This is a genomic window from Pasteurella multocida (assembly GCF_900187275.1).
GTDB classification, from domain to species: domain Bacteria; phylum Pseudomonadota; class Gammaproteobacteria; order Enterobacterales; family Pasteurellaceae; genus Pasteurella; species Pasteurella multocida.
Window position 1 is genome coordinate 1,892,026 of record NZ_LT906458.1, and the last position, 25,905, is coordinate 1,917,930.

24 protein-coding genes are annotated in these 25,905 nt (G+C 42.9%); 12 read left to right on the forward strand and 12 right to left on the reverse strand.

Annotation, left to right across the window (positions count from 1 at the left end):
• Positions 1 to 94: 94 nt before the first annotated feature.
• Together murP and murQ are read right to left on the reverse strand one after the other, a co-directional pair.
• A complete protein-coding gene (gene murP / locus CKV69_RS08760; protein WP_005724420.1) occupies positions 95 to 1,525 on the reverse strand; it encodes a PTS N-acetylmuramic acid transporter subunit IIBC in 1,431 nt (476 codons plus the stop codon).
• Between the two features lie 11 nt (positions 1,526 to 1,536).
• Positions 1,537 to 2,442 (reverse strand): N-acetylmuramic acid 6-phosphate etherase, encoded by a 906-nt coding sequence (murQ, locus tag CKV69_RS08765; protein WP_005752129.1) that lies wholly within the window; start codon positions 2,440 to 2,442, stop codon positions 1,537 to 1,539.
• Positions 2,443 to 2,561: 119 nt separating this feature from the next.
• Between murQ and CKV69_RS08770 the strand changes: the two genes are divergently transcribed.
• The 4 genes from CKV69_RS08770 (at position 2,562) to CKV69_RS08785 (ending at position 7,085) form a co-directional block, all read left to right on the forward strand.
• Positions 2,562 to 3,422 carry a MurR/RpiR family transcriptional regulator gene (locus CKV69_RS08770; protein WP_015702586.1) on the forward strand — a complete coding sequence of 287 codons (861 nt, stop codon included), beginning with the start codon at positions 2,562 to 2,564 and terminating at the stop codon, positions 3,420 to 3,422.
• Between the two features lie 182 nt (positions 3,423 to 3,604).
• The gene (locus tag CKV69_RS08775; protein ID WP_015702587.1) at positions 3,605 to 4,624 is read left to right on the forward strand and encodes a TAXI family TRAP transporter solute-binding subunit; all 1,020 of its coding nucleotides are present in this window, start codon (positions 3,605 to 3,607) and stop codon (positions 4,622 to 4,624) included.
• 9 nt (positions 4,625 to 4,633) lie between these two features.
• Complete coding sequence (locus CKV69_RS08780; RefSeq protein ID WP_005735696.1) at positions 4,634 to 5,113, forward strand: DUF1850 domain-containing protein; 480 nt, start codon at positions 4,634 to 4,636, stop codon at positions 5,111 to 5,113.
• The gene (locus CKV69_RS08785; protein ID WP_015702588.1) at positions 5,103 to 7,085 is read left to right on the forward strand and encodes a TRAP transporter permease; all 1,983 of its coding nucleotides are present in this window, start codon (positions 5,103 to 5,105) and stop codon (positions 7,083 to 7,085) included. Before CKV69_RS08780 ends, CKV69_RS08785 begins: the two co-directional genes overlap by 11 nt.
• A gap of 101 nt (positions 7,086 to 7,186) precedes the next feature.
• Here CKV69_RS08785 and CKV69_RS08790 read toward each other — a convergent pair whose 3' ends face one another.
• Positions 7,187 to 7,804, reverse strand: coding sequence for a MarC family protein (locus tag CKV69_RS08790; RefSeq protein WP_005718347.1), 618 nt, complete (start codon positions 7,802 to 7,804; stop codon positions 7,187 to 7,189).
• A 71-nt stretch (positions 7,805 to 7,875) separates the two neighbouring features.
• On the opposite strand from CKV69_RS08790, the gene CKV69_RS08795 reads away from it, so the two are divergent.
• Positions 7,876 to 9,798 (forward strand): ABC transporter ATP-binding protein, encoded by a 1,923-nt coding sequence (locus CKV69_RS08795; protein WP_015702589.1) that lies wholly within the window; start codon positions 7,876 to 7,878, stop codon positions 9,796 to 9,798.
• A gap of 48 nt (positions 9,799 to 9,846) precedes the next feature.
• On the opposite strand, the gene CKV69_RS08800 is transcribed toward CKV69_RS08795, so the two are convergent.
• From CKV69_RS08800 to narQ, 9 genes are all read right to left on the reverse strand, one after another.
• Positions 9,847 to 10,461, reverse strand: coding sequence for a hypothetical protein (locus CKV69_RS08800; RefSeq protein ID WP_015702590.1), 615 nt, complete (start codon positions 10,459 to 10,461; stop codon positions 9,847 to 9,849).
• Positions 10,462 to 10,589: 128 nt separating this feature from the next.
• Positions 10,590 to 11,435, reverse strand: a complete 846-nt coding sequence (gene rpoH / locus CKV69_RS08805) for an RNA polymerase sigma factor RpoH (RefSeq protein WP_005724428.1) — start codon at positions 11,433 to 11,435, stop codon at positions 10,590 to 10,592.
• Positions 11,436 to 11,665: 230 nt separating this feature from the next.
• The gene (locus tag CKV69_RS08810; protein WP_005718359.1) at positions 11,666 to 12,991 is read right to left on the reverse strand and encodes an SLC13 family permease; all 1,326 of its coding nucleotides are present in this window, start codon (positions 12,989 to 12,991) and stop codon (positions 11,666 to 11,668) included.
• A 263-nt stretch (positions 12,992 to 13,254) separates the two neighbouring features.
• Positions 13,255 to 14,799, reverse strand: coding sequence for a phospholipase D family protein (locus CKV69_RS08815; RefSeq protein WP_005724429.1), 1,545 nt, complete (start codon positions 14,797 to 14,799; stop codon positions 13,255 to 13,257).
• Between the two features lie 189 nt (positions 14,800 to 14,988).
• Positions 14,989 to 15,948 (reverse strand): dicarboxylate transporter/tellurite-resistance protein TehA, encoded by a 960-nt coding sequence (tehA, locus tag CKV69_RS08820; protein ID WP_015702592.1) that lies wholly within the window; start codon positions 15,946 to 15,948, stop codon positions 14,989 to 14,991.
• Positions 15,945 to 16,256, reverse strand: coding sequence for a DUF2322 family protein (locus tag CKV69_RS08825; protein ID WP_005718363.1), 312 nt, complete (start codon positions 16,254 to 16,256; stop codon positions 15,945 to 15,947). The genes tehA and CKV69_RS08825 overlap by 4 nt, the downstream gene beginning before the upstream one ends.
• Positions 16,257 to 16,268: 12 nt before the next feature.
• Complete coding sequence (gene murB, locus CKV69_RS08830) at positions 16,269 to 17,294, reverse strand: UDP-N-acetylmuramate dehydrogenase (protein ID WP_015702593.1); 1,026 nt, start codon at positions 17,292 to 17,294, stop codon at positions 16,269 to 16,271.
• A 3-nt stretch (positions 17,295 to 17,297) separates the two neighbouring features.
• A complete protein-coding gene (locus tag CKV69_RS08835) occupies positions 17,298 to 17,921 on the reverse strand; it encodes a peptidase E (protein WP_015702594.1) in 624 nt (207 codons plus the stop codon).
• A complete protein-coding gene (gene narQ / locus CKV69_RS08840) occupies positions 17,918 to 19,624 on the reverse strand; it encodes a nitrate/nitrite two-component system sensor histidine kinase NarQ (RefSeq protein ID WP_038641802.1) in 1,707 nt (568 codons plus the stop codon). Before narQ ends, CKV69_RS08835 begins: the two co-directional genes overlap by 4 nt.
• Positions 19,625 to 19,819: 195 nt before the next feature.
• Here narQ and napF point away from each other — a divergent pair, with 195 nt between their 5' ends.
• From napF to CKV69_RS08875, 7 genes are all read left to right on the forward strand, one after another.
• A complete protein-coding gene (gene napF, locus CKV69_RS08845; RefSeq protein WP_005724435.1) occupies positions 19,820 to 20,359 on the forward strand; it encodes a ferredoxin-type protein NapF in 540 nt (179 codons plus the stop codon).
• Positions 20,360 to 20,635: a chaperone NapD gene (locus tag CKV69_RS08850; protein ID WP_005718372.1), complete on the forward strand. Its 276-nt coding sequence runs from the start codon at positions 20,360 to 20,362 to the stop codon at positions 20,633 to 20,635.
• Positions 20,636 to 20,675: 40 nt separating this feature from the next.
• Positions 20,676 to 23,162, forward strand: a complete 2,487-nt coding sequence (napA, locus tag CKV69_RS08855) for a nitrate reductase catalytic subunit NapA (protein WP_005724436.1) — start codon at positions 20,676 to 20,678, stop codon at positions 23,160 to 23,162.
• A gap of 63 nt (positions 23,163 to 23,225) precedes the next feature.
• Complete coding sequence (gene napG / locus CKV69_RS08860; RefSeq protein WP_015702595.1) at positions 23,226 to 23,978, forward strand: ferredoxin-type protein NapG; 753 nt, start codon at positions 23,226 to 23,228, stop codon at positions 23,976 to 23,978.
• Entirely contained in the window at positions 23,978 to 24,853 is an 876-nt protein-coding gene (napH, locus tag CKV69_RS08865; RefSeq protein WP_005757794.1) for a quinol dehydrogenase ferredoxin subunit NapH, read from the forward strand. The genes napG and napH overlap by 1 nt, the downstream gene beginning before the upstream one ends.
• A 5-nt stretch (positions 24,854 to 24,858) precedes the next feature.
• Positions 24,859 to 25,284: a nitrate reductase cytochrome c-type subunit gene (locus CKV69_RS08870; protein ID WP_005718380.1), complete on the forward strand. Its 426-nt coding sequence runs from the start codon at positions 24,859 to 24,861 to the stop codon at positions 25,282 to 25,284.
• A gap of 15 nt (positions 25,285 to 25,299) precedes the next feature.
• A complete protein-coding gene (locus tag CKV69_RS08875) occupies positions 25,300 to 25,893 on the forward strand; it encodes a cytochrome c3 family protein (protein ID WP_005718382.1) in 594 nt (197 codons plus the stop codon).
• Positions 25,894 to 25,905 lie beyond the last annotated feature (12 nt).

Sequence of the window (25,905 nt, forward strand, 5' to 3'; positions counted from 1 at the left end):
GAAAGTAAAGCGATAAAAAAAGGGTGGACTGCGCCACCCAAATTTAGATATCCATAATGTTCCTATGAGAAAAAGTACGGCTTAGCAAAAATGTTTAGCTTAAATCGACATCTTTCGTCGCAAAGAAATAGGTTGTGATAAAGCCTGTTGCGTAAGCGACAACGGTACCTAATAAATAAGTAGCGATAGCCGGCAATACACCATTCGGCGAGGTCATTAATGGGATCGCAAGTAATCCAGATGGACCAAAGACTGTATTTAACCCCATTGGGAAACCTAAGTAGGCGATTAACCCAATAGTAAAGCCGCCCGCGGCACCACCGATACAGGCTGTAATAAACGGTTTTACTCGCGGTAAGGTTACCCCGTAAATCAGCGGTTCGCCGATACCTAAAAAGCCCGGAATAATTGCCCCTTTGATTTGATCACGCAAGACGGCGCCTTTGTTTGCTTTGAAGTAAAGCGCTAACGCGGCACCCACTTGTCCTGCGCCTGCCATAGCAAGCACTGGGAAGAGCGCGTTAAAGCCTTGTGTTTCCACTAAGGCAAAATAGACCGGGACAAAACCTTGGTGAATACCGAGCATAACGGAAATAAGGAATAAGCCTGCTAGAACGGCGGTACCCAATGGATTGCCATTTAAGTTAGAGAATAACCAAGACATTCCATTAAAGAGATACACCCCAATTGGCATGATAAATAAGAAGGTAAAACAACCCATAATTAATAGCGTAACCGTGGAAGTTAATGCCATATCTAAGCTATCAGGAATGAATTTTCTGACCCAACGTTCGACTTTTGCCCCAACAATTGCTGCGATTAAAACCCCGATGATGTTACCGCGTGGGTCAATAGTTAAGCCAAAGAAATTGCTTAATCCAGAATAAATCCCTTTGGTCGCTTCTGGGTTATAGCCCAAGATAAATAAAGAGGCAAGGATTGCGCCGTTGACACCCGAACCCCCAAAGGCTTTCGCTGCATTATAACCAATCAGAATACTTAAAAAGCTAAATAAGCCTTTACTGAACACTTTCATGTACGCAATCAAATCCACTAAAAACGCATTTGGATTTTCTACCCCAGCCACAAAGGCTTGTTGCAATACGGTGGCTAAGCCTAGGAGTAAGCCTGCGCCAATAAAACCCGGGATGAGCGGGGTAAAAATAGTGGCAAACTTCGCAAAGAATTGATGGATACTACTCGTTTGAGCAGACTTAATTTGTTGTTTTTGGGTGCGTGCAATCTCTTGGAGAGAAGGCGAACTCATGTTATCCCCTAAGCTGGCTTTCATCATTTCCGCGGCTTTTGTTGCTTTACCCGGACCAAGAATCAGTTGGAGTTGCTCATCCGCTTCGACAACACCTAGCACACCTTGGATTTTTTTTAACTCGTCTTTATCAACAACGGACGAATCGTGCAAGGTGACACGCAAACGTGTCATACAATTAGTGACACTTTGGATGTTGCTTTTTCCACCTAGGTGCTGGATGAGCGAGTGGATCATCGCATTATCAATTGTTGCCATAACGTTCTCCTTTATTTAACCAAAGTTAATGCTTGGTGAATAAAACCATTGGCTTGCGCCAAGCAGTTTTTTGCTTCTTCTGCCGACATATTCAGCAATAGCATGACAATCGCCACTTTACATTGTCCGTTTGATTGTAATAAGGCTTGTTCCGCTTGTTGGCGATCACATTGCGTCACTTCCATGACAATGTTTTTTTGGCGCTCGACTAATTTCTCGTTGGTTGCCACTACATCGACCATTAAATTACCAAAAACTTTGCCTGTTTTTATCATCGCCCCTGTCGTGAGCATATTGAGAATCAATTTTTGTGCGGTACCTGCTTTCATTCGTGAAGAACCCGTAATCACTTCAGGACCAACAATAGGTGTGATCGCAATGTTAGCAAGCGCGGCTAAAGCGGAATCCGGATTACAGCTAATGCCTACAGTGACACAGCCAACGTGATTTGCATATTCGATGCCAGCAAGGACATAGGGGGTGCGACCACTGGCGGCAATACCAACAACCACATCTTTTTCATTCAGCGCTAAGTTACGTAGATCTTGCTCACCGGCGCTACGGTCATCTTCGGCATTTTCAACTGCTTTTAAAATGGCTTGTTGTCCACCTGCGATGAGTCCCACAACTTGTTCATGGGGGGTACCAAACGTTGGTGGGCATTCACTCGCATCTAAAATGCCTAAGCGTCCTGATGTGCCCGCGCCTAAATAGATTAACCGCCCATTTTTCATGAAGGTTTCAGCAATGGCATCGACCGCTTGGGCGATTTCTGGTAAAACTTTTTCGATAGCAAAAGGAACTTTTTGGTCTTCCTGATTAATAACTGCTAACATGTCTAAAGTTGAAAGCTGGTCGATATGTGTACTAAATGGATTCCGACTTTCGGTGACGAGCGCATGTATGGCATTTGGCATAAAAAATTCCTCCAATGACTTTACTTTGGATTATTTTATTCCAAAATGCCTCAATAATGGAGATTATTTATTCATTCTGTGAGCTTGCTCACTTTTTATTCTTATACGGGAGCTGCCCTATGGGATTTTTAATTAAGCTGAAACATACTTATCCTTCGCTTTCCCCGAATGAACAGCGAATTGCAGACTTTATTTTAAAACATCCACACGAAGTAAAATCTTCTTCATCAAAAGCGTTAGCAAATCAAATTGCCGTGAGCCAATCTGCGATCATTAAGTTTAGCCAGAAGTTAGGTGCGGATAAATTTAGTGATTTCAAACTGGCGATTAGTGAGGCATTGATTCGTCAAGAGACACTGTCAGAACCGCGTGTCCATTTACACGACAGTATTACCGATAAAGACGATTTAAGTGAAATTGCAGAAAAACTGTTTGTAGAAAAACAACAGGCATTGAAAGAAAGTTTAAGTTTGAACGCGATTCCTTATGTTGCGCGTGTAGTTGAGCAGCTCATGCAGGCGAAACGTATTCAGTTGATGGGCATTGGGAATTCTGCGTTAGTGGCTAAAGATTTCTTTTATAAATTAACGAAAATTGGTTTGCCCGTTGTGACCGAAACGGATACTCATGCTTCTTTAGCAATGAGCCAGAGTTTAACGCCACAAGATATTCTTTTTTTGATTTCGTTTTCTGGACGCCACCGCGAAATTTTATTGGCGGCAGAGAATGCCAAAGCTCGCCAGATTAAAATAATCGCGTTGACGGCGTTAACGACCAATCCATTGCATGAATTAGCAGATTATTTACTCTATTCGGTTGCCGATGAGTCCACGTTTCGTAGTTCATCCATTGCTTCACGAACAGCACAGCATGCGATAACAGACTTGTTATTTATGGGTATCTTGCAACAGAAAGAACATGCCAATGACCTGATTTTAGAAAGCCGTGCCTTGATTGGTCAACTGAACAAAGGACGTTAGGACAAGCCAAAAAGTGCGGTGTTTTTTTGGATTTTTTTGTTAAGTGCAAGAGGTATGTGTTCTTTAACAATTTCTTTACAAGAAAGCAGGAGCATGATAAAAAGCAAACGTTTGCACATGGAAAATCATGAATTGCAACGACATCATTTCGCTTGCCTCTCCCAACAACACAGGAGCCACGTATGAAAAAAATGAAATTTACGCTCAGCATTGCAGCAACAACATTATTTGCGCTTTCACTTTCTGCTTGTGATGACAAGAAGACCGCAACGGTTTCGACTGCTTCAAGTAATAATCCAACCACCGCGGCAGAGACCCCTGTGAGTGTACAAAGTAAGTTTGTGACAATTGCAACAGGTGGTGCGTCAGGACCATACAATATTATTGCGACCACGTTATCAGATATTTACAGCAAATCTTTAAAAACCAATTCAAAAACGCAAACCACAGGTGCCTCAGTGGAAAACTTGAATTTAATGGCACAGAAAAAAGTGGAAATGGCATTTGTGATGAGTGATGCCTTAAACGATGCACTTAATGGGACAGGGAGCTTTCCAGCGAAATTAGAAAATGTCACTCAAATGGCGGCGTTATATCCTAATTACGTACAAATTGTCACGTCTAAACGTTCTGGCATTAAAACCATTACCGATTTAAAAGGAAAACGTGTCGCCACAGGCGCACAAAACTCAGGGGTGGAAGTGAATGCACGCAATTTATTAGCGGGCTTTGGCATTACTTATTCTGATATTAATGTGGATTATTTAGGGTATGCCGAAGCCGCGGATGCGTTAAAAGCGGGATCGATTGACGCAGCATTCTTAACCAGTGGGTTGCCAAACTCCTCATTACTTGAATTACAACAAAGTTTTGATTTGCAATTGGTGGCGATTCCAGTAGAAGGTGTACAAAAACTCGCCGAGTCTAAGCCGTATTTTAACGCGATGGAAATTCCTGCGAATACTTATGGTAACGAAGAGCCGATTCCAACCGCGGCAATTAAAAATGCCTTAGTAGTGCGTAAAGATATGAGTGAGGCGGATGTGTATTTATTGACGAAAACCTTCTTTGACAGTTTAGCGCAATTACAAACGGCACATCAGGCTGCGAAGGCCGTGAGTTTAGAGGGGGCGCAGCAAGGCTTGGTGGCACCATTGCATTCTGGTGCGCAAAAATATTATGACGAAGTGAGTAAAAAATAAGATCAACCTATGTTGAGCAAACGCAGCAAGCTGATGTGGGGATTAGCAGCTTTCACACTGCTTGCTGGGTTATTGCCAGTTAATTATTTGGTGGTGACGACAGCGCAGACCCGTTGCTATTTGCGTGCACCGGAATTTAGTTTGCAATGGCGACATTCTGTAGAGCACCAATTGTGGCAGGAGCATTATCGGCATGACGGCAAAAGGCTATTTTTGTACCAGACGTGGTTACAAACCTTTGGTGCTGGCACGCCTTCTCAGGGAACCTCTCTCGTTAATGTTCCGCCGGGTTATATTGGTTATGAACAACAGGTTACATTCGCGGAATTAGATTGGGTGGTTTCTCGTCGTATGGAAGGCACCATTAATAGCGCGAATTGGCATTTCCCGATTTATCAAACCTTACCCGATTATTCCACTGTCAATATTAAACCAACACAATCGCCTTTGATTCTTTTTTTGTTAGGGAGTGCATGTAATGACGGATAAAATCCAAACAGATACTACTAATCTCGGTAGCCGAGAACAAGCGATCTTAGAAAAATATGATCGCGAATCGGTGACCCGACAGACCAATCCTTTGCAAAAAGGGCTCATTACGGTCATTGCCGTGTGCTATTCCTTATTTCATCTCTACATTACGTTTTATCCTCTACCGACTTTATTACAACGTGCGATTCATGTTGGCGTTGGGGCAATTTTGATTTTTTTAATTTATCCTGCGACACAAAAACATCGGCAGGGTGGTGTCGCTTGGTATGACTGGCTATGGGTCGGGATTGCTAGCCTTGGCATGGGGTATTTAGTCCATCAGTATAACGACATTATGACGATTCGCGGTGGGATTCCAAATACGGCAGATATTGTGGTGGCTATTCTGACGGTATTGGCGGTGTTAGAAGTCACTCGTCGTATAACCGGACTGATTCTCGTACTTTTTGCTTTGCTTTTCCTTGCGTATCCTTTTGTGAGTTCAATGGATTTTATTCCTGACCGTTTACTGACCCGCCCTTATGATGTGGGGGATATTTTTGGTCAACTTTATCTCAAAACCGAAGGGTTATATTCCTCAGCAATCGGCGCCTCGGTGACGTTCATTTTCTTGTTTATTTTGTTTGGTGCCTTTCTTGCTAAATCGGGGATGGGGCAGTTATTTAATGACATCGCGCTAGCCATTGCCGGCGATAAACAAGGGGGACCGGCGAAAGTGGCGGTGATTTCAAGTGGCTTTATGGGCAGTATTAATGGGGCGGCAGTGGCAAATGTGGTCAGCACGGGCGCGTTTACGATCCCTTTAATGAAAAAAATCGGCTATCACCGCAATTTTGCCGGGGCAGTAGAAGCAAGTGCTTCGGTAGGTGGACAAATTCTGCCACCGATTATGGGCGCGAGTGCGTTTATTATGGCGGAAACAACAGGCGTGAGTTACGGCACGATTGCACTTGCCGCACTTTTTCCTGCCGTGTTGTATTATCTTGGAGTGATTGCGCAAGTGCATTTCCGTGCGGGTAAACAAAACTTGAAAGGATTGTCAAAAGATCAATTACCGCAGTTTAAAGCGATTATGAAAGCGCGTGGGCATATGTTATTGCCGATTGTTGCATTGGTGTGGTTTTTGATTGAATCAGTGCCGATTGGTTATGCGGCGGTTTATACCATTGGGATTACGGTATTAATTAGCCAGTTGCGCAAAGAAACACGTATGGGAATAAAGGAAATTATTGCTGCGTTGGAAGATGGGGCGAAACAATCACTGTCGGTCATGGCGGCTTGTGCGGTCGTCGGGATTGTGATTGGCGTGGTGAATTTAACCAGTTTTGGCACAGTAATTACCTCGTCTATTGTGACTTTGGGGGCAGGCTCGTTATTATTCACCTTATTTTTAACCATGATTGCGTCTATGATTTTAGGCATGGGCTTGCCGTCTATTCCTGCGTATATCATCACGGCAACCATGGCTGCACCCGCACTTGCCACGTTTAATGTCCCTGTGTTAGTGGCACATATGTTTGTGTTTTATTTTGGTATTTTCGCCAATATTACGCCTCCGGTCGCCTTAGCTGCGTTTGCGGGGGCGGGGATTGCACAGGGCGATCCGATGAAAACAGGCTGGCAATCGCTACGTTTGGCATTGGCGGGTTTTATTGTGCCGTTTATGTTTGTGTATAACCCGAATATGCTGATGATTGATGTGAGCAATGTCGCGGTGACGGCAAAAACCTTCCCACTCCCTCATATCGTTGACATTATCAGTGTGTTGATTTCTTCGACAATTGGTGTATTAGGTTTATCAGCTGCCACAGAAGGATATTTCAAACAGGCAATGCCAATTTGGCAACGCGTAATATTAGCTATTGGTTCTTTTATGTTAATTATTCCAGAGCTAATGACAGATTTGATTGGTATCGCAGTGGTGGCGGTCATGATATGGCTGAATTTCCGTCGACCTTCATTGCAGTAACGCGAGTACATAAACAAAAAGGCGATGGATAATCGCCTTTTTGTTGTTGGAATGCAGGGGGAAATCGGTATGAATTCACCGTATGTTCGTCGTTGTTGTGATTACACCACTTGCGTAAAAAAGTCACGAATTCCCACTAACATATTATTGATCGCCACGGCAGCAAGGATTAATCCCATGACCCGGCTTATTACGGCAGCGCCAGTGTTACCAATTAAACGTTGAATACGGTTTGCCATCAAGAAAAGCAGGTAAGTGATAAATAAAATGGAAAGCATAATCACAGTGGTGATAACTTGATCGAAAAAACTGAACCGATGATTATCGGTCAATAATACGATTGCCATCATCGCACCCGGTGAAGCAATGGACGGCACCGCAAGAGGATAAACCGCCAGCTCACTTAAACTGGATGTCATACGCATTTCATGTTCTGGCTTACCTTCACCAAAAATCATGGTTAAGGCGAATAACAGTAACACTAAGCCCCCGGCAATTTGGAATGCTGTGAGCGGAATTTGCATCGCTTCTAATAGCCCCTGACCTAGAATCAAAAAGAACATTAAGATCCCCGTTGCGATCACGACCGCTTTTAAGGCAATTTTACGTCTATCTTCTAGCGATAGCCCTACGGTTTTGGTCAAATAAACCGGTACGGATCCAATTGGGTCGATTACTGCCCACAATACAACAAATTGCACGATTAACGAATCAAACATTGGCAACTCCGATAAAAAAGTAGAGAATAGCTCATTCTATAATAAAAGTTGAACAAGACATACGAGAACGCATGCTTTTTTTTACAAATTTAACATTAAAGCGCGGGCAATCCGTGTTGCTCGAAAATACATCGGTCGCGATTAACCCCGGACAAAAAGTGGGCTTAGTCGGAAAAAATGGGTGTGGCAAGTCATCTTTATTGGCGTTATTAAAAAAAGAGATTAGCGCAGAAGGCGGTGACGTCAGTTTTCCTGCCAATTGGACGTTATCTTGGGTCAATCAAGAAACGCCTGCCTTAATGACCTTGGCAATCGATTATGTGATCGAAGGTGATCGGGAATATTGCCGCTTACAACGTGAGCTAGTATTAGCCAATGAACAAGGCGATGGACATAAAATTGCTCATCTGCATGCGCAATTAGATGCGATTGATGCATGGACAATTCAAGCACGCGCTGCCGCACTATTGCACGGTTTGGGCTTTAGTCAAAGCGAATTACAGCAGCCAGTCAAAGCCTTTTCAGGTGGTTGGCGTATGCGCTTAAATTTAGCACAAGCATTACTCTGTCCTTCTGATTTATTATTATTGGATGAGCCGACTAACCACTTAGATTTAGATACGGTCATGTGGTTAGAGCGTTGGCTGGTACAATACAAAGGCACCTTAGTGTTAATTTCACACGATCGTGATTTTCTGGACCCTATCGTCAATAAAATTATCCATATTGAACATCAGAAGTTAAATGAATATACCGGTGATTATTCTTCCTTTGAAGTTCAACGCGCCACGAAACTGGCACAGCAGAATGCACTTTATCGTCAACAGCAACAAAAAGTCGCACATTTACAAAAATATATTGATCGTTTCAAGGCAAAAGCTTCCAAAGCTAAACAGGCGCAAAGTCGGGTGAAAGCCTTGGAACGGATGGAATTAATCGCCCCAGCTTACGTGGATAATCCGTTTCATTTTACCTTTCGTGAACCCTTGTCTTTACCGAATCCGTTGTTAGCTATGCAGCAAGTAAGCGCAGGCTATCCGAGCGCAGAGGGACAAAGTGCGGTCGAAATTTTAGAAAAAATCAAATTGAACTTGGTACCGGGATCTCGGATTGGACTATTAGGGAAAAATGGCGCGGGGAAATCGACACTGATTAAATTATTGGCAGGTGAATTAACACCGCTTTCGGGTCAGGTTCAGTTGGCGAAAGGTGTCCAGCTTGGTTACTTTGCTCAACATCAATTAGAAACGTTACGTCTCGATGAAAGCCCACTTTGGCATTTACAAAAGCTAGCACCGCAACATACAGAACAGCAGTTACGGGATTATTTGGGCGGTTTTGCGTTCAAAGGCGATAAGGTGAATGAGGCGGTGAAGTCCTTTTCTGGTGGGGAGAAAGCCCGTTTAGTGTTAGCCTTGATTGTGTGGCAGCGTCCAAACTTATTGTTACTCGATGAGCCGACTAACCACTTAGATTTAGATATGCGCCAAGCGCTGACAGAAGCCTTAGTAGATTATCAAGGGTCGTTGGTCGTGGTATCGCATGATCGCCATTTATTACGTAATACAGTGGAAGAATTTTATCTGGTACATGATAAAAAGGTTGAGCCTTTCAGTGGCGATTTAGAGGATTACCAGAAATGGTTAACTGATGTTAATCGCAATACGGAAGAAAAAGCGGATACCAATGCACTGGTTGATAATGCCAATAGCAGTGCGAATCGCAAAGAACAAAAACGCCGTGAGGCAGAATTGCGACAACAAACTGCCCCGTTACGCAAAAAATTGCAGCAACTTGAACAAAAAATGGAAACCGTATCGAGCCACTTAGGGCAAATCGAAGCGCAACTGGTCGAATCGGATTTGTATTTGGCGAAAAATAAAGAAAAATTGACCGCACTTTTAAATGAGCAAGTGAGCAATAAAAAACACTTAGAAATGCTTGAAATGGATTGGCTCGCGTTACAAGAGGAACTCGAAGGACTACTGGAGTAAGTAAACGTGGGGACAGGAAAGGACGTGGATTGGCACGTCCTTTTTTGTTTATTTTCGTTGATTTAATGTGGTTTTGAAATGCGCTTCAATTTGCTCTACTGTTATCGCACGGCGAGCCACGCCTTTGGCGCGGACATGCTCATTGATGACATTCATAAAAGGCGCCGAGGCGGTGATTTTTTCACCATCTACATTGGGATTAGCAGGGATAATGGCAAGGGCATCACACATCACAATCACGGCCTCAGCCAGATAACTATCTGGAATAGGTCGTCCGATTTTCTCTTCTTCTTTATTGGATTCTAATACTTTGCCGTTAACATCATAACGGGTTCGGGTATTGATAATGGTGTCTTTAGTTTTACAGTTTGTGCTAACGCGTTCAATACTGTAGCTATGTGGGGAGAGGCTTGCAATTAAGGCGGAGCGTTGGTCGCCAAACGTATCAATACTCGATAAGCGAATAAAAAATAGGTCATCATTTCCCACCCATTGATGCCGTTTTGCTTCTGTGCGATAAGTATAGGAAACATACGAGCTTGCACGCATCACATTTTCAATAGAGGGACCTTCTACATAAACATTGGGATTAGCGAGGGTTACTGTTGAACAGAATAACGCACAGATGAATAAACTGATTTTGCAAAATGTATTGATAGGCATAAATTGCTCCAATAAGCCGAGATTAGAGAGGGATTACTATACCATTCTTGCTGATATTTTATAATCTATTTGTATGAAAACAAAAAAGCCAAAGTCGATCACTTTGGCTTTTACTTGATAAAACAGGATTAGAAATTGACCGCACTTTTGAGTTTTTTCAGTGCATTCGTTTCTAATTGGCGTACACGCTCGGCAGAAATATTGTATTTGGCGGCTAAATCTTGCAAAGTGGCTTTGTTTTCATCTAACCAACGCGCTTTAATAATATCAAGACTACGTTCATCCAGTCCCTCAAGTGCCACACTTAATTGTTCTGTAGCTTGGGCTTCATAATTTTCATTTTCAAGTTCCGCCGCGAAGTTGGAACCTTTGTCTTCTAAATATAGAGATGGTGAATAGGTTTCTTCGTTGTCATCTGTTGGCAAATCAAATGCCACATCGGCACCCGTCATACGGGACTCCATTTCCATCACATCTGCTGGCGAAACACCAAGTTCATTAGCAACCATTTCTACTTCGTTTTCGTTAAACCAGCCTAAACGTTGTTTTGTTTTGCGTAGATTAAAGAATAATTTACGTTGTGCTTTGGTCGTTGCTACTTTCACAATACGCCAGTTTCGCAGAACGTATTCATGAATTTCTGCTTTGATCCAATGCACTGCAAAGGACACTAAACGTACCCCTACTTCTGGGTTAAAACGTTTCACCGCCTTCATTAAGCCAATATTACCTTCTTGGATCAAATCGGCTTGCGGAAGACCATAGCCTGAATAGCCACGTGCGACATGAATAACAAAGCGAAGATGAGAAAGGATCAGTTTTTTCGCTGCTTCCAAATCTTCTTGATAATACAAACGCTCCGCCAATTCCTTTTCTTCCTCAGCGGTAAGCATAGGATATTCATTTGCCGCACGAATATAAGCTTCGATACTGCCTTGTGGAACCAACATCATGGTTTGTGTGTCTTTGTTCATTGCTTTCCTTCTTAAAAAATGAAGATAACATCTCAAACTAGTTATAGCATAAAAATCCAACTGGCGCCAATGATTATGGTGCTTTCCTGTTGGCAGAACTTGGACTCGGTATTCTGGATAAAGTTCCATCTTGCTGCGAAAAAAGCATGTTAATGCTTTTGAATGAAAGGACTCACCGCACATTAACTTTTCTTGTGCGGTGAGTTTTAAGTGGATACCGTTAAATTTTGTTAGAGTAGAGGAGAAATGGCTAAAATCCACAACATACTGAGAATTGGACCTAGGAAACCAATAATCACCCCACCTAAACGGAACTCAGACTGTTTAATTAACCCCGTACTGAATGCAATCGCATTTGGTGGTGTTGATACTGGTAAGAATAACGCGCAGGATGCGCTTAATCCAATCACTAACGGTAAAATCATTGGGTGAATATCGTTACCTCCAACCATTGCCAGTAAAGAAACACCCATTGGGATCAAGATCGTTGTGGCAGCCGTGTTACTCATGAAGTTAGACAGAATCACTGTAATGAAACCAAATAGGCTGAGTAACATGATAAAACTCACCTGAATGTGACTAATTTGCTCGACAAAGTGTGCGGCAATACGCTGTTCTTCAATGGCTAAACCAAGTGCTAAACCTCCGGCAACGAGCATTAAGGTATCCCAAGGTAATTGGCGAATATCTTTTTCACTGAGCACACCAGTAATGGTTAATCCCACGATTGGAATACCAGAGGCCGCAGCCACAGGGATGCCAATCCATTTAGACATCAGCCAGCAGAAAAGTGTGACAGCTAAGATCACTAATACAATGATTTTATGTAAGAATTCGACACGGTTGGAGTGAATCGCAGGCGTTTCTTGTAAAAAACTAAAATCTAAACTTTCAGTCTTATTAATCTCATATTTTTTCACTAAAACACGCCAGAAAATGAACAATAGGATTAAAGCTAACGGGGTACCTACCATCATCCATTCTAAGAAGGAAATTGGGTGACCTAATTTCTCCAGTGCACCGACTGCAATCGCATTGGGTGCTGACCCAATAATTGTCCCCATACCACCGACAGAGGCGGCGGCTGGAATACCAAGGAGGAGTGCTTTGGAGAGGTTTGAACTTTCATTTAAACGAGTAAAGAGCGGACTGATCGTCGCGATCATCATGGCAGTCGTAGCGGTGTTACTCATCAACATGGACATGATAGCTGTAACTAACATCAATCCCCAAAGTACATACACTGGGTTGTTGCCAAATTTTGGTAAGACAGCTTTTAATAATAAAAGGTCGAGTTTGGTTTTTTTCATGGCTTCAGCGAGGAAAAATCCCCCTAAAAATAGCCAAATCACACTATCAGACCATGTTTGTAGGTACTGAATGGCATCATAAGCCTCACTTTTACCCATCACAAAAACTAAAAAGCCAACAATTAAGATACTGACAGAAAACGGTGGAATGGCTTCAGTGACCCATAAACTGATCGCAAAGAAAAGCAGGAAAAGTACATAGTTTTGCACTTTCGTAAAACTGGCATCCGAAAGTAAGATTGTCATCAGCAAAGCAAATAGGATAGAAACACAGAAAAACAGGAAACGCCTACTTTTTACCATTGTTATTATTTGTAAGTACTTCATAGTTGACCTCTTAAAATAGAATTAAAATCGATCTGATTGTAATCAAAAATAAAAACGTATTTTCTGATCTTGTTCAAAGAAAGTACGTATTTTAAACCAAAATTGGAGTATTTTTTCATCATTTTTTCCAAAAATGATGGTTATCTTTTTTGCCGATGTGATGTCCATTGGAAAAGATGAGGTTATAGCAAATGTTCAACAGGTAACCAAGATAAACACCACACACTAAAACGCTTAAACCAACTGGTGTGTGGCTCATTTTCATAGCGAATCCATTGCCCATTTTCTTGCGTTTCCCAATACAGTGCTTGCGCCTCATTTAACTTAACCGAAAAAGCATAATTTGCTTGATTTTGTTGCAGTCCATCACTGAGTAAGCGAGCCAATTCAGGGCTGTCAATGAGTAATCCCATTTCCGTATTCAACATGGCAGAGCGCGGATCCATATTAAAGGAACCAACAAATAAATAGCGATTATCGAGAGTAAATGTTTTGGCATGTAAACTGGCGCTACTGGCTCCTTTTAATAAATGCCCTGAGGATTCCATTTGAATGGTTGCATGAGGTTTCAGCTCATACAGTTGGATTTGCTTTTGTAACAATGTTTTGCGGTGTTTAGCATAGCCAGAATGCACAATGCTAACATCGGTTGCTTCCAGTGAATTGGTTAGAATAGAAACCTGTGTGCCAGTCTGGCTGATACGGCTTAAGAAATCCACACCAACATGGGTTGGTACAAAATAAGGCGACACAATGATTAAGTTGTTTTTCGCATTTAACATTGTGGGAGCAATATGTGCTAAGACACTGTCTTGAATCAATGATTTGCCTAGTGCCTTTTTAGGATCATCGCTGATTAATTCTGCCTCTGCCCATGTAAAAGCTAAGGTGCCTGCTTTTAAGCTTTTAGCAAAGGGCAGTTCAGTAAGTTGTTTTAAATAAGTTTGGGTTTCATCATCTAATGCAGGCAACGGATTAAAAGGCGTAATAGGATCGCGTATGATAATGCTTTCTAAAGGATAACTTGATGGGCTATTCCAATAGCGATCAAAATCAGTCTGAATGTGTGTAACGACGGCGCCGGTTGCGGCAACATCAAGATCAGCAAATAATACACCGTTACCCACATCAAAATATTCATCACCAATATTGCGCCCGCCAAGGATACTCATGACGCCATCTGCGGTGAAGGACTTATTGTGCATACGACGATTGAGTCTAAAAAAGTCGCTCAAAAAGCCTAACCAACGATATTGACGTTGCATAAAGGGATTGAATAAGCGGATTTGGATATTAGGGTGTGCATTGAGTGAAGCCAAGATCGTGTCCATGCCTTTGGTATTATTGTCGTCCAATAATAAACGGACTTTTACTCCACGGACTGCGGCTTTATATAGACTTTGTAAGAGTAAGTGACCAGACACATCGTTATGCCAAATATAATACTGTAAGTCGAGTGTATGTTCGGCATGTTCACTGAGCGCCAAGCGAGCGAGAAAGGCATCTTTCCCATCGCCTAAAGGATACAATCCCGTTAAGTTGGGATGTTGGGCAACTTGTGGCAAGATATGGCGTGCTAACAGCCCGTTGGGATTAAGGGGAGGGTGCGTACTGATTGGACGATCGGATGTGGGTAATCGTTGGTAACTTATTAGGGCAAGTATCACGAGGCTAAACAGAATCAGGGCGAGTAAAAGAAACAGTTTTTTGATAATCACGATCAGCATGTCAGTTACCTTTTGAGAGTGCGAGAGCAATGCTTACATGCGATTACTCCGCGCGGGTATGAATATCATTTCAAGCTTTTGCCATTGTAACTTGTCTGGTATGAATTGCATCTTTTTTGTGCAGGTGATTGTACAATGAGTGCAGAACAAAAAAGGCGTTTTCCTATTTTGTTGAAAACGCCTTGTGTATTATTTGATAAAAAATCGTCCTTTTAAGACCAAATAGCCCGTGTTCAACAACATCAGACCAATACTGAAATTCGCGAAAATAAACAGCGCTAAGCTTAACGTGGCTAACAAATTATCGGCAGTATTTTGATAAAAGAGTAATGCCACTTTTGCCATGGAGGCTAAACCAAAGGAGAATGCCCACATGGCAGGCGTAAAGCCGTTAACAAAAATCCAAGGCAGTAAGCGGATTAAAAATAGCAGCTGTAACACACCGTAACCTAGTAACATTAGCGCGAACAGGTCGAGTTTTCCCCCATTTAAAGTTAAATAGGCTGAACAACCTACAAACGCAGGGGCAAGTTGGATCCCTATCATGGGGCGCAACGGTTCGGGGACGGGCTGTAATGTACGTAAACGTTGTAATACTATCGGCTCTAATACTAGCCAAGAAAAAAAGCCGGCGCCTAAAAACACCATGCCTAATTCGCTGTAACCGAGCACGCCAAGTGCGGTGGCACTGACAAAATTGGTTGCAACTGTCGGGAGATAAATGGCAGGAAGTGTCATTTCTGCTTGATGAATGCCGCGCCACATCGCGGGAATATAGTAGGTAGCAAAGGCTAACTGTATCGTAATACCTAGGCTGATGAGTACAATCCCGAATAGCATGTTATAAGGAACAAGCCCAATACCGATTAAGATCGTTGTAATGGGAATGAGGCTGACAAAATTGCCTAACAGCGGATGTTGTAAATCGGCTTTCAATTGCTGATGTGATTTAAACCATTTGTAAGCGTAGGCACCAATAAACGCGAGCCAAATCATGGCAGAAACAGCGAAAAGGCTTTCGCTCACGAGGGTAGCGCCTTCACACAGAGGGGTGGCGTAACGCCAAGCGAGGCTTAATGCCGATAACCCAAGGATTATCCCAAAATAGTTTATCGGTAGTGGAAACGGTTTTGATTTTTGTTCTATCATTTTTGTGGCACTAATTGGTAATGCAGATCCTGCTCGATAATCTGGAAGAGTAAATCAATGTTTGGGTGTTTGCCGGGATGTTGTTTAGCATCTTCGCTATGCTCAGCAAATAATTGTATGCCTTGTTGCGCAGAGGTGCGGTCGAGTCTGCCGTGGAAGGCTTCGGCAAGTGCATTATAGACACGTAAAGAGCCTAATTTGCCCGCAATCGCAGGAATGTAATGGATTTGTGTTTCACCGTCCATGATAGCAAGCCCAACTAAGTCTTCAATTGGTGGCAAGGTATTTAATAGCGTATTGAAATTCATCTGATGGCTCCTTTAACAAATGGCTTGTTCACTATCCACTTCACCGTCTTCGTCAATAAAGCGAACTTCTGGTTGTAACCAGACAGCAAAGCGTTGAGCGACTTTTTGGCGAATGTGGTGTGCTAACTCTACCACGTCACTACTCGTTGCATCCTGTTGGTTGATCAGAACCAGCGCTTGTTGCTGGTGGACTGCAGCACCACCCAGTTGATACCCTTTCAAGCCACATTGATCAATGAGCCAACCTGCGGCTAATTTGACACGTCCGTCAGCTTGCGGAAAATGCGGTATGTCAGGATATTCTTGCTGTAAGTGATCAAAATCCACTTTACTAATGACTGGATTTTTGAAGAAACTACCGGCATTGCCGAATTCTGCTGGGTCAGGTAATTTACTACGTCGTATCGCACACACTTCGTCAAAAATTTGCTGGGCATTGACCGCACTTTTCTCCAAATTAGCCAGTGACCCATATTTTAAAACGGGTATCCAGTTTTTGCTGAGTTTCAAACCTACGGCAATGATTACATAGCCCGTGGCATAGGCGTGTTTAAAAATGCTGTCGCGATAACCAAATTGGCATTGTTCATTGCTAAGGCGAAAGATTTCATTCGTGTGTAAGTTGAGTACTTCCACATAGTCACACACATCTTTAAATTCCACACCATAAGCCCCGATGTTTTGGATTGGTGCTGAACCTGCACAACCCGGAATCAGTGCGAGATTTTCGAGCCCAAAGATGCCTTGCTGTATTGACCTCGCGACCAATTGATGCCAATTTTCTCCTCCATTGACATGTAAATAATGAAAATCAGCATCTTGTGTATGTTGAATGCCCATTAAGCGATTAAGCAAGACAACACCTTGAAAATCGCGTAAGAAAAGGACATTACTGCCTTGACCTAACAATAACACCGGTAGTTTATTGGTCTGACATGCAGCCCATTGTTGTTTCAGTTGCTCAATATCGGTAATTTCAATGATTTTCTGTGCTTGTACGGGCAGAGAAAAAGTATGAAAGGGTTGGAGATTTTGCATAGGTTATCCTTTATGGTTTCCTCTGATGATTTTTGTTTCGTTATTGACCAATATTGCTTGGTGATTGTCAATGGGTTGTAACGGCAATGTCGTAGAATAAGTGTCAATGATCTTTTGTGCCGCCTCGACAAAAGGAAAATTGGTATAGTGTGGTACAACGTAAAAATCGACTAAATTAAGTGCTGTAAAATCGCGTAACATCGGTGCTTGGTCTAGGCTATCCATGTATTTGACGTAGTCGATATTGGGCGCGGTAATCATGGCACCTGCGGATTCGCCGATATACATTTTGCCAGCTTGAATGTGTTGTTGAATGAGCTGTGCTGCCCCTGTGCGTGTTAATTCCTGCAGTAAAAAGAAGGTATTACCGCCACTGACATAGATCATCTCGTTTTTGGCTAATTTATCCGTGATTTCGGAAAGGCTTGCTGTCGAGAGATCAAGTTCATCAATGAACGCACCTTGTTGTAAGAAGGCATTTCTTGCATCATTAACATAAAACCTAACCTCTTCGACTTTGCTCGCTGTGGGAATAAACGTGATGCTTTTATTTTGGATATTACCCGCAAAATCAAGAAAGAGATCGAAGACATCAGCAAAAGAAGAGGCTAAAAATAATTTCTTCATGTCAGATTCCTATTTTGATGTAATGTCAGTTTGATTTCAGTTCCCCCAGACGGGCGGTTTGCAATGCGTAAATGTGCATTAAGTTGTGTAGCATGTTCGTGCATGATATTTAAACCATAATGCCCTTCTGGTTCTTCTAAACTGGGGATACCAATCCCATCGTCGCGCACAATAAACTCATATTCACCGTCTTCATTGATGTGAGCGATGACCTCGATCCTGTTGCCTTTTGAATGCTTAATCGCATTTAAGACCGATTCACGTACGATCTGTAAAATGTGGACTAATTGTTTTGCATTAAAACTTTGTGCGGGCAGTGAACATTGCACGCACATTTGAATGTCGGTTTGATTTCGTAAAGAGTCAACCACTTGCTCGAGTGCTAATTTCAAATTGGCTTCTTGTACGGTCAAACGGAAAGTGGCTAACAATTCGCGCAGTTGCACATAGCCATCACGCAAGGCTTGTTCAAAACTGGCAATAATATTGATGCTTTGTTGAGCCGCTTCTTCACTTTTTTGATTGATGTTATGTTTGAGCAACGTTAGCTGAATTTGCAAAAATGCTAACACTTGCGCTAAAGAATCGTGCAATTCCCGTGCAATGATGGCGCGTTCCTCCATTAACAGTAATTGTTGTTGTTGACGTTGAGTTTTATGGAAATACAGAGTACGGCTTAAAATCTGTGCAATATTGCGCATGGTCCGTGGGTCAGGACAGGGAAATCCAGCTTGCCAATACAGCACTGCCAGTTTTTCGTCTTCAATTTGTAATGTCACTTCTTGGCAATCTTGATTGGCTTGTTTTTGCCCAAAACGGATATTCCAGTGCTCAGCCCCTTCGACCACTAATGCCATATAACGTAGATGCTCGCTAATAAAGATATTTTTTAACACGTGCTGCAAGATGCTTTCATCCACATTCGTGGTAGTAAGCTGTTGCGAACTTTCATACAGCATAGTTAAAGAGCGGTTTGTTTGACGTAACTTTTGGGTTTTTTCATTCACGCTCTCTTCTAATGAGGAATACAGCTTTTCCAGTTCACTCGACATTTGGCTAAACGCCCGGGCTAAGTTACCCAATTCATCTTCTTTTTGTGTATCGACTTTGACATGGCTAAATTGGCGCATTTGCACTTGAATACTGGCTTGCGTGAGTTGTTTAAGGGGCATAACGACTTCTTTACGCGCATACCACACCACATAAGCCACCATCGCAATAATCGGCAGCATGGATAATGACATGATCAAGACCGCGATAATCCACTTCTTTTCCGCAAAGCGTTGTAGGGTAAAGACAAATTGATCGACTTGTGCCACATAATCTGCAATTTCGTTTTTATAGGCGTTGATTTCACGTTGTTTCGCATAGCGCTCCATGCGTTCCCAGCGCTTGATCAGCTGGTGGTAGGACTGTTTGACTTCGTCAGGAACAAACCATTGATCAATTTCCAGTAGGGCGGGGGAATGTAAGCTGATGCGATATTGGCGTAAACCGGTTTCGACCAGTTCGGGATGATGTTCCAGCTCATGTAATAAACGATAGCTTTGCATACGTAATGAACCGGACACGTTAATGGATTCGGCATCAGATTTATTGCTAGCCATGATCATCAAGCTGAGACTCGTAATGACGCCCGCAAAAATCATGATGATAAAGAGGTAATTTGCGATTTTAGTAGAAACAGAGTGCTTGATTTTCACGGCGTCCCTTTTCAGCTTGGAAATAACTTAGCTAGTGTAGCAAAAAAACCGCTATTTTTTTACTGATAAATAAAAATTGATCTAGCACAAGAAAAAGCGGATTTCCTGTTTAAATACTCAATTTGGGTAGTATGAATTTTGACCTCTCTCTCCATAATGGCAGATCTAAAGAAAGGCAAATTGAAGGAATCGCGCATGACTGTTGAAAACGTATCTCGTCGCCATTTTCTGCGCGGGCAGTTTTTAACTTCTTTACAGTCAGAAAAAGTCAAAATCCAAGGTTTTCAGGGGATTCGCCCTCCTTGGAGTGTTGATGAGCAGCGCTTTATCCAAGATTGTGATCGCTGTGGCGATTGTATTGCTGTCTGTGAAACACAAATTCTTATCAAAGGAGAAGGTGGTTTTCCAGAAGTGCAATTTCGTCATGGTGAATGCACCTTTTGCCATAAATGCGTGGATGTTTGTCAGCAACCGGTGTTTAGACCACTCAGTGAACTGGCTTGGACACATAAAGTTGCAATTAACAAGCAATGTTTAACATCAAAAGCCGTAGAGTGTCGAAGCTGTGAAGACAGTTGTGAAATGCGTGCGATTTATTTTAAACGCCAACTTGGCGGCATTTCACAACCCCTATTAGCGTTAGAAAACTGTAATGGCTGTGGCGCCTGTTTACGCAGTTGTCCGGTGTCAGCGATTACCTTGTCATTGGGACAACAACATCAAGTAGAAAAATAAATGACTGAACAAATCACAATGGAAAATGCGAAAAATTGGCATGTCTGTGGGCTTGTGATTCAAGGGAATCCCCAAAAATTAGAAGCAATTCAGACCGCACTTTTAGCAATACCGTATACGGAAATTCCTGCATTGGACGCGGAAACCGGTAAGCTTGTTGTGGTGATGCAATCGCACGATCAACATCTTTTACATCAACAAATGGAAGCGACACGCGATATTGACGGCGTCATTGACGTGTCCTTGGTTTACCATCAACAAGACGAAAACGAATAAAACATCACATAATTCAATATAGTGGGGGAACGCTATGAAGATGAATTTAAGTCGTCGTGACTTTATGAAAACCAATGCGGCGGTTGCAGCTGCGGCGGTTGCTGGCTTGGCTATTCCAGTTAAGAATGTGGAAGCGTCGCCAGATAAAATTATTAAATGGGATAAAGCGCCTTGCCGTTTCTGTGGTACGGGTTGTAGCGTGTTAGTGGGGACACAAAATGGACGCGTTGTTGCTTCGCAAGGAGATCCTGATGCGGATGTGAACCGTGGGTTGAACTGTATTAAAGGTTATTTCTTACCAAAAATCATGTACGGTAAAGACCGCTTAACTTCTCCGATGTTACGGATGACAAACGGTAAGTTTGATAAACACGGCGAATTTACTCCGGTGTCTTGGGATCAAGCCTTTACGATCATGGCAGAAAAATTCAAAAAAGCCTTGAAAGAAAAAGGACCAAATGGGGCAGGCATGTTCACTTCTGGACAATCTACCATTTTTGAAGGGATTGCCAAATCCAAATTGTTTAAAGCGGGACTCCGTTCAAATAATATTGACCCGAATGCACGCCATTGTATGGCATCAGCAGCGGTTGCCTTTATGCGTACTTTTGGTATGGATGAGCCAATGGGGTGTTATGATGACATCGAAAAGGCCGATGCATTTGTGTTGTGGGGATCAAATATGGCAGAAATGCACCCGATTTTGTGGTCGCGTATTTCGGATCGCCGTTTATCTCATCCAGATGTGAAAGTCGCTGTCTTATCTACTTTTGAGCACCGTTCTTTTGAATTAGCTGATTTGGGTGTCATTTTTACGCCACAATCTGATTTGGCGATCATGAACTACATTGCCAATTACCTGATTCAACATGATGCGATTGATCATGACTTTATTCAAAAACACACCAAATTCAAGCGTGGTGAAACAGATATCGGTTATGGCTTGCGTGAAACCCACGAATTAGAAAAAGCGGCGAAAAACGTGAAAACTGCGGGCAAAATGCACGACAGTGATTTCGAAGAATATAAAAAATTAGTCGCACCATACACCTTAGAAAAAGCCCATGAAATTTCAGGGGTACCGAAAGAACAACTTGAAGCACTGGCTAAGATGTATGCCGATCCAAAACTGAATATCGTGTCTTTCTGGACCATGGGTTTCAACCAACATACACGTGGTGTGTGGGCAAACCACTTAATCTATAACATTCATTTATTAACCGGCAAAATCTCTAAACCAGGGTGTGGACCGTTCTCGCTAACGGGTCAACCTTCTGCCTGCGGTACCGCGCGTGAGGTCGGCACCTTTGCACACCGTTTACCCGCAGATTTGGTAGTCACTAATCCTAAACACGTTGAAAAAGCCGAGAAACTGTGGAAGTTGCCAAAAGGCGTGATTCAAACTCAAGTAGGTTATCACGCGGTAGCACAAGACCGTGCGTTAAAAGATAAGAAAATGAATGTGTTATGGCAAATGTGTACCAATAACATGCAAGGCGGTCCAAACATCAACCAAGAGCGTTTCCCGGGTTGGCGTGACGAAGAAAACTTTGTGATTGTATCTGATCCTTATCCAACGGTTTCTGCTCTTGCTGCTGACTTAATTTTACCGACAGCGATGTGGGTAGAAAAAGAAGGAGCTTATGGTAACGCAGAGCGCCGTACGCAATTCTGGTATCAACAAGTCAAAGCACCGGGTGAGTCAAAATCGGACGTGTGGCAATTAGTGGAGTTTTCTAAATATTTCACTACCGATGAAATGTGGCCAGCGGAAGTACTTGCGGCGAACCCTGAATATAAAGGTAAAACCTTGTATGAAGTGTTATTCCGTAATGGTCAAGTGGATAAATTCCAAGTACCAACGGATAAACCAGGTTACATGAATGATGAAGCAGAACACTTTGGCTTCTATTTACAAAAAGGCTTGTTTGAAGAGTATGCCGTGTTTGGTCGCGGACATGGTCATGATTTAGCAGACTTTGAAACTTACCATAAAGCACGTGGCTTACGCTGGCCAGTGGTGGATGGCAAAGAAACCTTATGGCGTTATCGTGAAGGTTATGACCCTTACGTCAAAGAAGGCGAAGGGGTGGCGTTCTATGGCTATCCAGACAAAAAAGCAATTATTCTTGCCGTTCCTTATGAGCCACCAGCAGAAGCACCGAATGCGGAATATGACTTGTGGTTAACGACGGGGCGGGTCTTAGAACATTGGCATACGGGTACGATGACACGCCGTGTCCCAGAGCTCCATCGCTCCTTCCCAAATAACTTGGTTTGGATGCACCCATTAGATGCGAAAAAACGTGGTTTACGTCATGGCGATAAAGTGAAGATCAGCTCACGTCGTGGCGAAATGATTTCTCACTTAGATACCCGTGGACGTAATAAAGTCCCACAAGGCTTAGTTTACACCACTTTCTTTGATGCAGGTCAGTTAGCAAACTATCTCACTTTAGATGCGACAGACCCAATTTCAAAAGAAACGGACTTCAAAAAATGTGCGGTCAAAGTGGAAAAAGCGTAACACGTTAAATTTAATGAGGAACGACCGCACTTTGCTTTCAGTAAAGTGCGGTTGGAAAGTCGAATGAAAAAAACAGTTGTGAATCCTGAACGTCGTCGATTTTTTAAAGAGGCTACGCGCACTGCAGGCGGGTTGGCAGGGGTGACTTTGCTCCTTGGTTTGCAACAAAAGCAGAGTCTTGCGCGCGAAGGCGTGGCGTTACGCCCACCTTTTGCCCTTGAGAATGAGAAAGCGTTTTCTGCTGCGTGCATTCGTTGTGGTCAGTGTGTACAAGCCTGTCCACATGAGATGTTGCATCTTGCCTCACTGATTTCACCGATGGAAGCAGGTACACCGTATTTCATTGCGCGCGATAAGCCCTGTGAAATGTGTGTGGATATTCCTTGTGCAAAAGCCTGCCCAACCGGTGCATTGGATAATCAAGCAACAGAAATCGATGATGCGCGTATGGGGTTAGCTGTCCTGCTAGATCATGAAACTTGTCTGAACTGGCAAGGTTTACGCTGTGATGTGTGTTATCGCGTCTGTCCGCTGATTAATAAAGCGATTACGTTAGTGATGCATCGTAATGAGCGTACGGGTAAGCACGCCGTCTTTATCCCAACAGTGCATTCCGAAGCCTGTACAGGATGTGGCAAATGTGAAGAAGCTTGCGTTCTAGAAGAAGCGGCAATCAAAGTGTTACCGATGGCATTAGCGAAAGGCATGTTAGGTAAACATTACCGTTTAGGTTGGGAAGAGAAAGAAAAAGCCGGGCATTCCCTTGCGCCAGAAGGCATTATTTCTCTCCCGACTCGGTTACCGGAGAGCTTGTAATGGCAAATTCACCAAAATATGCGGGTAAAGAAGCACGAGAAAAGTTAGGCTGGTGGTACGCCAATCGCTTTTTGTTCTGGCGACGTTTAACCCAGCTGAGTATTCTTGCCATGTTTTTAAGCGGACCTTATTTTGGGGTGTGGATCTTGAAAGGCAATTACAGTAGTAGTCTTTTGCTTGATTTGATCCCGATGACTGATCCTTTGATTATGGCAGAAAGTCTCGCGACCGGTTTTATGCCTACCATGACCGCGTTGTTGGGTGCCCTGATTGTGGTGGTGCTTTATGCCATTTTAGGGAGTCGCGTTTTCTGTGCTTGGGTTTGTCCGTTAAACATCGTGACAGATGCGTCCGCTTGGCTCAGACGTAAATTAGAAATTCGTCAATCGGCAAAACTCCCACGAAGTTTACGCTATGCGATCTTAGTGATGATTTTGTTAGGCAGTGCGCTAAGCGGGTTATTACTTTGGGAATGGCTCAATCCGGTTGCAGCACTAGGTCGTGCGTTAATTTACGGTTTCGGTGCGACAGTTTGGCTTGTTCTTGCGGTGTTTTTATTTGATTTATTTATTGTCGAGCATGGTTGGTGTGGGCATTTATGCCCAATAGGTGCAGCCTATGGTGTGATTGGTGCGAAAGGACTTTTTCGTATCAAAGTTGAGCATCGCCAACAATGTGATAATTGCATGGATTGCTATAACGTCTGTCCAGAACCACAAGTGTTACGCGATCCATTACATGCAAAAAAGAGTGAAAGCCCACTTGTGCTTTCAAAAGATTGTATCAGCTGTGGACGTTGTATCGACGTTTGCCCTGAAAAAGTATTTATTTTTACAACACGATTTAATCATTCAGTTAATCATTCGGGGGAGTGATCAAAATGAAAAAAACAATGCTAATTTTGACCGCACTTTTTGCCTTCACGGTCAATGCCAATGAAGTCAAAGTGGGCAAAAGTTTACAAGATTCACCTGAAAATATCGCGCCAGCCTTCCACAATACACCAAAAGAAAGTGGCTTGGCGCCGTTAAACTATGTGAACCAACCACCGATGGTGCCACACGCGACGAAAAACTATCAGGTGACGAAAAATATCAACCAATGTTTAACTTGTCATAGCCCAGAAGCCTCACGTGTTACTGGTGCAACACGCATCAGTCCAACCCACTTTATGGATCGTGATGGTAACATTGTCGGAGGCACCTCACCTCGCCGTTACTTCTGTTTACAATGCCATGTCTCTCAATCTGATGTTGAGCCGATTATTCAAAATGAATTTAAACCGATGGCTGGTTTTGGTAAATAAGTTAAGGACGGAACTATGTTGAACTTAATTAAACGCTTTTGGAAATGGTTTCGCTCGCCCAGTCGTATTGCCGTTGGTACCTTGATTACCCTTGCTTTTATTGCAGGTATTGTCTCTTGGGTTGGGTTTAATTATGGCTTAGAGCAAACCAATACAGAGGAATTCTGTGTTAGTTGTCACAGTAATGATGTGTATCCAGAATATTTACATACGGCGCATTATTTAAATCGCAGTGGAGTAAAAGCCACTTGTCCTGATTGCCATGTACCGCACGAATTTATTCCAAAAATGATCCGTAAAGTCCAAGCCAGTCGAGAAGTGTATGCGCATCTTATGGGTTATACGGATACCATTGATAAATTTAACTCCCGTCGTTTGCATATGGCAGAACGTGAATGGGCACGATTAAAAGCCAATAACTCGCAGGAATGCCGTAACTGCCATAACTTTGAGAATATGGATTTTAGTCAGCAAAAAACGGTGGCGGAAAAAATGCATGCACTTGCTATAAAAGAAGAAAAAACCTGTATTGACTGTCACAAAGGGATTGCGCACCAATTACCGGATATGAGCGGTGTTGAGTCGGGTTTTAGTACGGAACAAAAATAACACTTTTCTTGT